Below are 10,845 nucleotides of genomic sequence, written 5' to 3' on the forward strand. Positions count from 1 at the left end.
ATGGGGTGCGTCCCCGTCAGTCGCCTGTGCGCTGCGCCAGCGGCGGCTTCTGCGCGGTGATGTCGAACAGCGTGTAGCCCAGGGTCAGGTGCTGCACGTCGGCCGGCAGGTCGCGGTCGACGATGAAGCGCACCGGCATCTCGATGCGCTCGCCCGGCTGCAGCACCTGCTGGGTGAAGCAGAAACACTCGGTCTTGTGGAAGAACGCCGCCGCCTTGGCCGGCGCCACGCTGGGGATGGCCTGGGCGGTCATCGCATGGTCCGTCGGGTTGTGGGCGACGAACAGCATCTGGTTGACCGCGCCGGGGTGCACCACCAGCTCGTCCTGCTGCGGGTCGAAACGCCAGGTCATCCCGGCGGCGTTGGTGGCGAGGAACTGCACGCGCACGGTGCGCGCCTCGTCCACCTGCTGGCTGCCCGTGTAGGCGCCGGCGGTCTTGCCGTTGATGCCGAAGGCCTGGCACATCACGTCGTACAGCGGCACCAGGGCGAAGCCGAAGCCGAACATGGCCACCACCACCAGCAGCAGGCGGCGGACCAGGCGGCACGTGTCGGTGCTCTCGCTCATCGCAGGCTCCTCGCGCCTCGGCCACTCAGTGCAGCCGGCTGCGCTCGTCGACTTCCGGCGGAGTCTGGAAGGTGTGGTAGGGCGCCGGCGAGGGCACCGTCCACTCCAGGCCGTGGGCGCCGTCCCAGGGCTTGTCGGCCGCCTTCGGCCCGCCGCGCACGCACTTGACGACGATGAACAGGAACAGCAGCTGGGTGGCGCCGAACAGGAAGGCGCCGACGCTGGAGACCATGTTGAAGTTGGCGAACATCAGGTTGTAGTCGGGGATGCGCCGCGGCATGCCGGCCAGGCCGACGAAGTGCATGGGGAAGAAGGCCAGGTTCATGCCGACGAAGGACAGCCAGAAATGCAGCCTGGCCAGGGTCTCGTCGTACATGTGCCCGGTCCACTTCGGCAACCAGTAGTAGGTGGAGGCGAAGATGCCGAAGATCGCTCCCGGCACCAGCACGTAGTGGAAGTGCGCCACCACGAAGTAGGTGTCGTGGTACTGGAAGTCGGCCGGGGCGATGGCCAGCATCAGCCCGGAGAAGCCGCCGATGGTGAACAGGATGACGAAGGCCACGGCGAACAGCATCGGCGCCTCGAAGGTCAGCGAGCCGCGCCACATGGTGCTCACCCAGTTGAACACCTTCACCCCGGTGGGCACGGCGATCAGCATGGTGGCGTACATGAAGAACAGCTCGCCGGTCAGCGGGATGCCCACGGTGAACATGTGGTGCGCCCAGACGATGAACGACAGGAAGGCGATGGCGCCGGTGGCGTAGACCATCGAGGTGTAGCCGAACAGCGGCTTGCGGCTGAAGGTGGGGATGATCGCGCTGACCGCGCCGAACGCGGGCAGGATCATGATGTACACCTCGGGGTGGCCGAAGAACCAGAACACGTGCTGGAACAGCACCGGGTCGCCGCCGCCGGCGGCGCTGAAGAAGCTGGTGCCGAAGTGGATGTCCATCAGCATCATGGTCACCACGCCGGCCAGCACCGGCATCACCGCGATCAGCAGGAAGGCGGTGATCAGCCAGGTCCACACGAACAGCGGCATCTGCATCAGGGTCAGCCCCGGCGCGCGCAGGTTGAGCACGGTGGCGATGACGTTGATCGCGCCCATGATCGAGCTGATGCCCATCAGGTGCACGGCGAAGATGAAGAAGGTGACGCTCTCCGGCGCGTAGGTGGTCGACAGCGGCGCGTAGAAGGTCCAGCCGAAGTTGGGGCCGCCCCCTTCCATGAACAGGGTGCTGGCGAGCAGGCCGAAGGCCGCCGGCAGCAACCAGAAGCTGAAGTTGTTCATCCGCGGCAGGGCCATGTCCGGCGCGCCGATCATCAGCGGGATCATCCAGTTGGCCAGGCCGACGAAGGCCGGCATCACCGCGCCGAACACCATGATCAGGCCGTGCATGGTGGTCATCTGGTTGAAGAACTCCGGCTGGACGATCTGCAGGCCGGGCTGGAACAGCTCGGCGCGGATCACCATCGCCATGCTGCCGCCGAACAGGAACATGGCGAAGCTGAACACCAGGTACATGGTGCCGATGTCCTTGTGGTTGGTGGTCAGCACCCAGCGCATCAGGCCCCGGGCCGGGCCGTGGGCATGACCGTGGGCGTGCGTGTCGATCACTGCGCTCATGTCCGTCACTCCTTCGCCTGCTTGAACGCCGCGATCTCCTGCGGCGTGACCATGTCACCGGTGCTGTTGCCCCAGGCATTGCGCTCGTAGGTGATGATCGCCGCCAGATCGACGTCGGAGAGCTGCTTGCCGAAGGCCGCCATGGCGGTGCCCGGCTTGCCGCCGACCACGATGGCGATGTGGCCTTCCTTCGGCCCGGTGGCGATGGCCGAGCCCTTGAGGGCCGGGAACACCGGCGGCATGCCGGCGCCGGTGGGCTGGTGACAGGCGGCGCAGGCGGTCTGGTAGGCCTGCTCGCCGCGCGCCATCAGCTCTTCCAGGGTCCATTCCTTGCCGGTCAGTTCCTTCTCCGCCAGCGCCGCGGCCTTGCGTTCGGCCAGCCAGCGGTCGAAGTCCTCGCGACTCTTCGCCTCCACCACCACCGGCATGAAACCGTGGTCCTTGCCGCACAGCTCGGTGCACTGGCCGCGGTACAGGCCGGGCTGCTCGATGCGCGTCCACGCCTCGTTGACGAAGCCGGGGATGGCGTCCTTCTTCACCGCCAGCGCCGGCACCCACCAGGAGTGGATCACGTCGGCGGCAGTGACCAGGAAGCGCACCTTGGCGCCGACCGGCACCACCAGCGGCTGGTCGACCTCCAGCAGGTAGTGCGCGTCCTTGGCCGCCCGGTTGTCGATCTGCGCCCGCGGGGTGGCGAGGTTGCTGAAGAACTCGACGTCCTGGCCCAGGTACTTGTAGTGCCACTTCCACTGGTAGCCGGTGATCTGGATGTCCAGGTCGGGTTCGGAATGGTCGTAGATGGCGATCAGCGTGCGGGTGGCCGGAACCGCCATCAGCACCAGGATGACGAAGGGCACCACGGTCCAGAGGATTTCCACCCAGGTATGCTCGTGGAACTGCGCCGGCTGCTGGCCGCGGCTGCGCCGGTGCATGAGCATCGACCAGAACATCGCGCCGAACACCACCACGCCGATGACCACGCAGATCCAGAAGATGGTCATGTGCAGGTCGAATACCGAGCGGCTGACCTCGGTGGCGCCCCGGCCCATGTTCACCGCCCACTCGGCCTGCGCCGGCAGCGATGCCAGCCCGAGCATGGCCCCCAGCCAGAAATGCGAATGTCGCAACATTCGGGGTCCCCTTATCGTTCTTCTTGTACCCGCCGGCTTCTTGCCTGCGACCAGGGGGCGCGGCCGTCTCGCGGCCAGCGCCGGTTCTCGCACCCTGCCCTGCTTGAGCAGCTGCCGGATCCCTTCAGCGCACACACAATCCGAGTATAGACAGGGTCCCCGGGCTGGCAATCGAACCGGAAATCGCGGGCGAGGCTGCAGCCGATCGGAAATTCGTTAGCTTGTTACAGGTCAATTGGCGCAACCGGCGATCTGCAACTATGTTGCGTTGCTGTCATCAACTGCCTCTGGAGTACTGCCTTCCATGAACATCGCCGCCCTGCGCGAACGCATCGACCAGGCCCTGCAGCACGAAACCGAACACGGCAGCCTGGCCACCGACCTGGCCGGCCGCATCGACGGCCTGCACCGCGCCATTCGCCTGCCCGAAGCGGATGCACCGGGGACCCTGCTGCGCTTCGTGCGCGCCTATGTCGACGAGGTGCCGGAGCTGGTGGAAGCGGCGGCCAGCGTGGCGAGCGAGGCCGGCATCGATGCGCAGATCAAGCCGGTGCTGCGCCTGGCCGAGGAGTTCTTCCTCAGCCCGCCGCCGGAGCTGGAGGGACATGAGGGCCTGGAAGCCCTGCTGGACGAGGCCTATCTGGCCCATCGCCTGGTGGAGGAGGTCAACGACCGCTACATCGCCCACTTCGGTCAGCCGCTGATTCCGCTGGACACCACGGTGGCCAACCTGGTGGCCCATGCGCTGATCGGCGAGCCGTTCGCCAACCAGCTCGATGCCGCGGTGCATCAGGCCAGCGAAGCCCTGCAGGACGAGCGGATCTTCGTCACCGAAACCGCCCAGGAGTACCGCGCGCAGCTGGCCGACCCGCAGCGCCTGGCCGCCTGGCAGACCTGGCCGTGCCTGTCGCGCCAGCTGGGCGTCGAGCTGCAGCTGACGGCCTGAACGACGCAGCGCCGCCGCAGGACGCGGCGGCGCTGCCCGGACGGTCTCAGCCGTTGAAGCGCGAGCGCGGGGTGGCCATCGGCACCAGGTCGCCGTCGAGCGGCAGGAAACGGCCGCTCTCCGCGTCGTAGGCGATGATCTCGCTGGTCTCGATGTTGTACACCCAGCCGTGGATGAACAGCTGGCCGCTGGCCACCCGTGCCGCCACCGACGGGTGGGTCAGCAGGTGGTTGAGCTGGGCCACCACGTTCTCCTCGGTGAGCAGCTCCAGGTGCTCCTGGCCGCAGTCGCAGCGGGCGAAGTTCTGCTCGACCACGGTGCGCGCCACCTCGGCATGGCGCAGCCAGCCCTTCACCGTCGGCATGCCTTCCAGCGACTGCGGGTTGAGCACCGCCTTCATCGCGCCGCAATCGGAGTGGCCGCAGATGATGATGTGGCGCACGCCCAGCGCCACCACCGCGTACTCGATGGCGGTGGACACGCCGCCGTTCATCTGGCCGTAGGGCGGCACCACGTTGCCGACGTTGCGGGTGACGAACAGGTCGCCCGGCGAGCTCTGGGTGATCAGCTCGGGAACGATGCGCGAATCGGCGCAGGTGATGAACATGGCCCGCGGGTTCTGCGCGGTGGCCAGCTTCTTGAACAACTCCTCCTGCTCGGGGAACACGTCGCGGCGGAAACGCTTGAAGCCGTCGACAATGCTGCTCAGGGCCTCGTCGGCGCTATCCATCATCTTCTTCTGCACGGGAACCTCTTTCACGGTCTGTACTCCGGGGCTTCGCACGCGCTGCCGGCTTGTGGCCGCAGGCGTTCGGTTGGCGATTGACTGTCTTAAACGACAGTCCGCGTCGGCGAAAAGTCACACTGTTTTACCCGGATATTTATCACAGGCCTTGTCACTCGCTGCGCAGGGCGTCCACCGGATGCAGGCGCGCGGCCTGGCGCGCCGGCGCCAGGCCGGCAGCAGTGCCGATCAGCGCCGCCAGCAGCAGGGCCGCAAGGAGCAGCAGCGGCTGCGGGCGCAGCGGCAGTCCGGGCATGCCCAGTTGCAAGGCACCGAGCAGCAGAGTCATCAGCAGCAGACCGAGCAGGCCGCCGGCCAGCGCCAGCAGGGTGGCCTCGGCGAGGAACAGGCCGAGCACCTGGCGCGGACTGGCGCCAAGCGCGCGCAGCAGGCCGATCTCGGCGGTGCGCTCGCCCACCGCGGTGGTCATGATGGTGAGGATGCCGACCGCGCCGACCAGCAGCGAGATGCCGCCCAGCGCCGCCACCGCGGCGCTGAGGATGGCGAGGATGCGGTCGAGGCTGGCGAGCATGTCGTCCTGGGTGGTCAGGCTGAAGTCCTCGACGCCGTGGCGCTCGACCAGCACCCGGCGGATGCCGTCGGCCAGGCGTGCGGCGCTGGTGCCGGCGCCGTACACCACGCTGATCTCCATCAGCCCCGCGCGGTTGAACAGCGCCTCGGCCCAGTCCACCGGGATGTAGGCGACATCGTCGAGGTCGAAGCCGAGCAGCTGGCCCTTCTCCGCCATCACCCCGACCACCCGGAAGCGCGTGCCGCCGATGCGCAGCGCCTCGCCCAGCGGATTGGCGCTGCCGAACAGCTCGACGCGCAGCTTGTGGCCGAGCACGGTGACCGGCGGCGAGCGACCGTCGCGCGGCGGCGGCAGAAACTGGCCGAAGGCGACGCGAAAGCGCCAGGCCTCGGCCAGCTGGTGGCCGCCGCCGATGACGTCGCTGCTGCGCTTGCGCGCGCCGGCCTGGATGTCGCCGCTGCCCTGGATCACCGGCACCACCGCCTCGACGTGCGGCAGACGGCGCAGCGCCTCGGCGTCGGCCACCGACAGCGGACGGACGCTGGCCAGCAGGCCGCCGAAACCACCGGTCTGGGTACGGCCGGGATGGATAGCGATGATCCGCGTGCCGAACTGCGAGAAGTTGTCCAGCACGTAGTGGCGCAGGCCCTCGCCGATGGCGGTGAGCAGCGCCACCGCGGCGATGCCGATGGCCACGCCGAGCATCGTCAGCAGGCTGCGCAGCGGCCGGCTGGTCAGCGCCGAGCCGGTCAGTTGCAGGCCGTCCTGCCAACGCATCAGCGCGCTCCCGGCGGGCGCAGCGCCTGCACCGGCGGCAGGCGCGCCGCCTGCGCCGCCGGCAGCCAGGCGAACAGCACGGCGGTGGCCAGGGCCAGCAGCAGCGCACCGAGCCGCGCCCACAGCGGCGCGCGCAGCGGGACCTCCCAGAGCAGACGCGCGATCCACAGCAGCAGCTCGCCGAGCAGCAACCCGGCCAGCGCGCCGAGCAGGGCGAGCAGCAGCGCCTCGCCGACGAACAGGCCGTGCACCTGCCGCGGCGTGGCACCGAGGGCCTTGAGCAGGCCGATCTCGGCGGTGCGCTGGCTGACCGCGATCCAGGTGACGTTCATGATCAGCACGCCGGCCACCAGCAGGCTGATCGCGGCGATGCCGGCCAGGGCCATGGCCAGGGCGCCGAGGATGTCGTCGAAGGCGGCGAGCATCGAGTCCTGGCTGATCAGGGTGACGTCCTCCTCGCCCTCGTGGCGTTCGCGGAGCAGCGCGAGGATCTGCCGCTTGCCGCTGTCCAGCAGCAGCGGACCGCGCACTTCGGCGAACACGCGGAACAGCCCCTCGCGGTCGAACAGCGCCTGGGCGCTGGCCACCGGGATGATCAGCAGCTCGGCGAAGTCCATGCCCAGCGACTCGCCGCGCTCCTCGAGCAGGCCGATCACCCGGAAGCGGCGGTCGCCGGCACGCAGCCACTCGCCCAGCGCCGGGCGCTCGGCGAACAGCTCGCGACGCAGCTTGGCACCGATCAGGCAGACCGCCTCGGCCTGGCCAAAGGGCAGCGGCGGCAGCGGCTGTCCCTGACTGACCTGCAGCTGGCGGATGGCGAAGAACTCGCGGCTGGTGCCGAGCACCAGGGCCTCGCGGCGGCGGCCGCCGGCGCTGACCTCCAGCTGACCGGCCTGCAGCGGGGCGACCCGGCGCACCGCGGGCAGGCGGGCGATGGCCTCGGCGTCCTGCAGGGTCAGGTCGCGCGGCGCCAGGCCGGTGAGCGGCGGCACGCCGCCGGTGGTCTCCTTGCGCCCGGGCAGGACGATCAGGGTGTTGCGCCCGAGCAGCGAGAACTCGGCAAGCACGAAGCCGCGGGCGCCCTCGGCCAGGCCGGTGAGCAGGGTGACCGCCAGCACGCCGATGCCGATCGCCAGCAGCAGCATCAGGCTGCGCCGGCGATGCCCGCGCAGGGCGTCCAGGCACAGGCACAGAGCGTCGGCCGGACGCATCAGACCGCTCCGCCCTGCCGGCGGTCGCTGATGATCCGCCCGTCGCGCATGCCCAGGCTGCGCCGGGCGCGGGCGCCCAGGGCCGCGTCGTGGGTGACGATCAGCAGGGTCAGGCCTTCGCGGTTGAGTTCCTCGAGCAGCTCCACCACCTCGGCGCCGGAGTGGCTGTCGAGGTTGCCGGTCGGCTCGTCGGCCAGCAACAACGCCGGCAGCATGACCATCGCCCGGGCGATCGCCACGCGCTGGCGCTGGCCGCCGGACAGCTCGCCGGGACGGTGCGCCATCCGGTCGCCCAGGCTCAGCCGCTCGACCAGCCGAGCACTGCGCCGGCGCCGCTCGGCGGGCTCGATGCCGGCCAGCAGCATCGGCAGCTCGATGTTCTCCAGGGCGGTGAGGCGCGGGATCAGGTGGTAGGACTGGAACACGAAGCCGATGTGGCGGCTGCGCAGCGCCGCGCGGCGGACCTCGTCGAGCGCCGCGGTCGGCTCGCCGTCCAGCCAGTATTCGCCGGCGTCCGGCACATCCAGCAGGCCCAGCACGTTGAGCAGAGTCGACTTGCCGGAACCGGACGGCCCCATCACCGACAGGTACTCGCCGGCGGCGATGTCCAGATCCACCGCCTCCAGCCCCATCACCCGCTGCTCGCCGAGGTGGAAGCAGCGCGTCACCCCGCGCAGGCGGATCATGGCGGCGGCACGCCATTGCGGGGAGTCACCGCCACCCCGTCGCCCAGCCCCTCCTGCTCCAGGCTGGCGAGGATGCGCGCGCCCTCCTCAAGGCCGGCGCGCACCTCGGTCCAGCGCCAGTTGGCCAGCCCGGTCTGCACCTCCACCGCGCGCAGCACGCCACGCGCGGCGTCGTAGCGCAGCACCTGCCGGCCGTCGAGCAGGCTCTCGCTGGGGATGCGCAACACCGAATCTCGCTGCTCGAGGAGGATCTCGACGTCGGCGCTGTAGCCGGTGAGCAGGGCGAGTTGCGGCGGCGGCGCGCGGAAACGCACCTCGATGTCGACGGTGCGCGCCTGCTTTTCCAGCTCGCGCACGAAGGGCGCGATGCGGCTGACCGTGCCGGCGAAGGACTGGCCGCGGAAGGCATCCAGGCTGATGCGCACCGGCATGCCGAGCGCCACGCGGGCGGCCTCCACCTCGTCGATCGGCGCCTCGACGTACAGGCAGCTGTCGTCGATCAGATCCACCGCCGGTGGCGTGGGGATGCCCGGAGGCGAGGGGGTGACGAACTCGCCGACCTCGCCGTTGATCTCCGCGACTATGCCGGCGAAGGGCGCCCGCAGGGTCTTCTGGTCGAGCAGCGCGCGCTGCAGGGCCACAGCCGCCTCGGCTTCGGCGACCTGCGCGGCAGCCGCCTCGCACTGCAGGGCGGACAATCGCGCCTGGGTCTGCGCGCGGTCGAGCAGATCGGCCGCCGCCAGGCGGCGCTCGGCGAGGCGGCGCAGACGGGCCACCTCGCGGCCGTCCAGCTCGGCCTGGGCGCACTGGCGTACGCGCGCATTGCGCTGCAGGAGCAGGCGCGCCTCGGCCTCGGCCAAACGTGCCTGCTGGTCGTCCTGGCGCAGGCGCATCAGTACCTGACCGGCCTGCACCCGCTCGCCCTCCGCCACCAGGCGCTCGGCCACCGGCGCACCGAGATTGAACGACAGCTGCGAGCGACGACAGGCCTTGAGGGTACCGGCGCGGCTGTTGGCCACCAGGCTCTCCACCGGCCCGCGCTGCACGGTCAGCAGCGTCACCGGCAGCGGCTGCGGCCGCTGCCACCACCACAGCAGGGCGCCCAGCGTCAGCAGCAGCGCCGCCGCAATCAAGCCCTTGCGCATGCCTGGCTCCCGGTCCGCGTATCCCTTTCAGGGTAGCCCGCGCGCATGGCGCCGCCGCCCAAGGCGCGGAATAATGCCGGCCCGACTCCCCGACTAGGACAGCCCCGTGACCCAGTCCACCCCCCATATCCGCCGCGAACAGTTCGACGACCTGCCCTGCTGGCGGGTCCGGACCGCCAACGCCGACCTGCTGATCGCCGAACAGGGCGCGCAGATCCTCAGCTATCGGCAGGGCGACGAGCCGCCGCTGATCTGGCTCAGCGAACAGGCCCGCGGCCTGCGCGGCCAGTCGGTGCGCGGTGGCGTGCCGGTATGCTGGCCATGGTTCGGCGACCTCGCGCGCAATCCCGCCGCCCTGCTCGCCCAGTATCGTGGCGAGGCCGCACCCTTCCATGGCCTGGTGCGCAACCTGCCGTGGGAATGCCGGGAAAGCGTGATCGACGGCGACGAGGCGCGTCTGCTGTTCGCCTGCCCGCAGGCGGAAAGCGGTCTGCCCGACTGGCCCCATGCCGTCGATGTGGAACTGGAGATCCGTCTTGGTGACCGTCTGCAGCTGCAACTGCGCAGCCACAACCGCGGCCAGCGTCCGGTCTGGCTCAGTCAGGCCCTGCACAGCTATTTCGCCGTCAGCGATATCCACAAGGTGAGCATCGCGGGGCTGGACGGCTCACGCTACATCGAAACCCTCGACGGCTGGCGCGAGTACCGCCAGGCAGGCCCGCTGCAGTTCGCCGGAGAAACCGACCGCATCTACCTGGACCTGCCGCCGCGTCTGGAGCTACGGGATACCGGCTGGCAGCGGCGCATCTGCCTGCAAAGCCGTAGCTCGCGTTCGGCCGTGCTGTGGAACCCGTGGATCGACAAGGCACAGCGCCTGTCGCAATTCGCTGAGGATGCCTGGCAGCGCATGCTGTGCATCGAAACCGCCAACGTGCTGGACGACTGCGTGCAACTGGCCGGCGGCGAGAGTCACAGCCTGGAGCTGTGCCTGTGGGGCGAGCCGCTGAGTTCACAAGGCTGAGGTGTACGTCAAGCCCCGACCCGTTCGGGGCTTTTCCGTGTCTGTGGAAAGTTTCTGGCGCGAAAAGACGAAACCCCGACCAGCGTGGCTGGTCGGGGTTTCTGTGTAGGTGCTTGACGATGACCTACTCTCACATGGGGAAGCCCCACACTACCATCGGCGATGCGTCGTTTCACTGCTGAGTTCGGGATGGGATCAGGTGGTTCCAACGCTCTATGGTCGTCAAGCAATTCGGTTGGGGCATCGCCATGGCGCTACCCCGAATTGGGCAAGTGATAGTGTATCAGATTCGGTAATTTGCGGTTCTGCAAGCTTTCGGCCTGTCGCACCCACTGTGATCCTGGGATCGCAGATTGTTTGGGTGTTATATGGTCAAGCCTCACGGGCAATTAGTACTGGTTAGCTCAACGCCTCACAA

General features: G+C 69.2%; 9 protein-coding genes, 1 rRNA gene and 1 pseudogene. 2 read left to right on the forward strand and 9 right to left on the reverse strand.

Features of this window, described 5'->3' with window-relative positions; all coding sequences use genetic code 11:
* Positions 1 to 16 precede the first annotated feature (16 nt).
* Genes RA210_RS02915 through coxB form a run of 3 tightly spaced genes read right to left on the reverse strand, consistent with a single transcriptional unit; the run spans position 17 to position 3,325 of the window.
* Complete coding sequence (locus RA210_RS02915) at positions 17 to 568, reverse strand: cytochrome c oxidase assembly protein (RefSeq protein WP_201485334.1); 552 nt, start codon at positions 566 to 568, stop codon at positions 17 to 19.
* Between the two features lie 25 nt (positions 569 to 593).
* Positions 594 to 2,195: a cytochrome c oxidase subunit I gene (gene ctaD / locus RA210_RS02920; RefSeq protein WP_136490129.1), complete on the reverse strand. Its 1,602-nt coding sequence runs from the start codon at positions 2,193 to 2,195 to the stop codon at positions 594 to 596.
* A 5-nt stretch (positions 2,196 to 2,200) separates the two neighbouring features.
* Positions 2,201 to 3,325, reverse strand: coding sequence for a cytochrome c oxidase subunit II (coxB, locus tag RA210_RS02925; protein ID WP_136490128.1), 1,125 nt, complete (start codon positions 3,323 to 3,325; stop codon positions 2,201 to 2,203).
* Between the two features lie 304 nt (positions 3,326 to 3,629).
* Between coxB and RA210_RS02930 the strand changes: the two genes are divergently transcribed.
* On the forward strand, positions 3,630 to 4,271 hold the full coding sequence (locus RA210_RS02930) for a hypothetical protein (RefSeq protein WP_136490127.1): 642 nt from the start codon (positions 3,630 to 3,632) through the stop codon (positions 4,269 to 4,271).
* A 46-nt stretch (positions 4,272 to 4,317) separates the two neighbouring features.
* Here RA210_RS02930 and RA210_RS02935 read toward each other — a convergent pair.
* From RA210_RS02935 to RA210_RS02955, 5 genes and pseudogenes are all read right to left on the reverse strand, one after another.
* Positions 4,318 to 5,001, reverse strand: a pseudogene (locus tag RA210_RS02935) (carbonic anhydrase); the annotation flags it as partial.
* A 166-nt stretch (positions 5,002 to 5,167) separates the two neighbouring features.
* On the reverse strand, positions 5,168 to 6,364 hold the full coding sequence (locus RA210_RS02940; protein ID WP_201485335.1) for an ABC transporter permease: 1,197 nt from the start codon (positions 6,362 to 6,364) through the stop codon (positions 5,168 to 5,170).
* Entirely contained in the window at positions 6,364 to 7,575 is a 1,212-nt protein-coding gene (locus RA210_RS02945) for an ABC transporter permease (protein ID WP_201485336.1), read from the reverse strand. Before RA210_RS02945 ends, RA210_RS02940 begins: the two co-directional genes overlap by 1 nt.
* Positions 7,575 to 8,261 (reverse strand): ABC transporter ATP-binding protein, encoded by a 687-nt coding sequence (locus RA210_RS02950; RefSeq protein ID WP_201485337.1) that lies wholly within the window; start codon positions 8,259 to 8,261, stop codon positions 7,575 to 7,577. The genes RA210_RS02945 and RA210_RS02950 overlap by 1 nt, the downstream gene beginning before the upstream one ends.
* Positions 8,258 to 9,406, reverse strand: a complete 1,149-nt coding sequence (locus RA210_RS02955) for an efflux RND transporter periplasmic adaptor subunit (protein WP_201485338.1) — start codon at positions 9,404 to 9,406, stop codon at positions 8,258 to 8,260. The genes RA210_RS02950 and RA210_RS02955 overlap by 4 nt, the downstream gene beginning before the upstream one ends.
* 106 nt (positions 9,407 to 9,512) lie before the next feature.
* Between RA210_RS02955 and RA210_RS02960 the strand changes: the two genes are divergently transcribed.
* Positions 9,513 to 10,427, forward strand: coding sequence for a D-hexose-6-phosphate mutarotase (locus RA210_RS02960; RefSeq protein WP_236574605.1), 915 nt, complete (start codon positions 9,513 to 9,515; stop codon positions 10,425 to 10,427).
* A gap of 111 nt (positions 10,428 to 10,538) precedes the next feature.
* Here the strand turns inward: RA210_RS02960 and rrf are convergent.
* A 5S ribosomal RNA gene (gene rrf, locus RA210_RS02965) occupies positions 10,539 to 10,654 on the reverse strand.
* Between the last annotated feature and the right edge of the window lie 191 nt (positions 10,655 to 10,845).

The organism is Pseudomonas sp. OF001, from assembly GCF_904426495.1.
Taxonomy (GTDB): Bacteria; Pseudomonadota; Gammaproteobacteria; order Pseudomonadales; family Pseudomonadaceae; genus Geopseudomonas.

Coding starts and splice junctions, on each gene's coding strand:
- RA210_RS02915 (WP_201485334.1), bottom strand. CDS start 568: ATGAGCGAGAGCACCGACACGTGCCGCCTGGTCCGCCGCCTGCTGCTG.
- ctaD (WP_136490129.1), bottom strand. CDS start 2,195: ATGAGCGCAGTGATCGACACGCACGCCCACGGTCATGCCCACGGCCCG.
- coxB (WP_136490128.1), bottom strand. CDS start 3,325: ATGTTGCGACATTCGCATTTCTGGCTGGGGGCCATGCTCGGGCTGGCA.
- RA210_RS02930 (WP_136490127.1), top strand. CDS start 3,630: ATGAACATCGCCGCCCTGCGCGAACGCATCGACCAGGCCCTGCAGCAC.
- RA210_RS02940 (WP_201485335.1), bottom strand. CDS start 6,364: ATGCGTTGGCAGGACGGCCTGCAACTGACCGGCTCGGCGCTGACCAGC.
- RA210_RS02945 (WP_201485336.1), bottom strand. CDS start 7,575: ATGCGTCCGGCCGACGCTCTGTGCCTGTGCCTGGACGCCCTGCGCGGG.
- RA210_RS02950 (WP_201485337.1), bottom strand. CDS start 8,261: ATGATCCGCCTGCGCGGGGTGACGCGCTGCTTCCACCTCGGCGAGCAG.
- RA210_RS02955 (WP_201485338.1), bottom strand. CDS start 9,406: ATGCGCAAGGGCTTGATTGCGGCGGCGCTGCTGCTGACGCTGGGCGCC.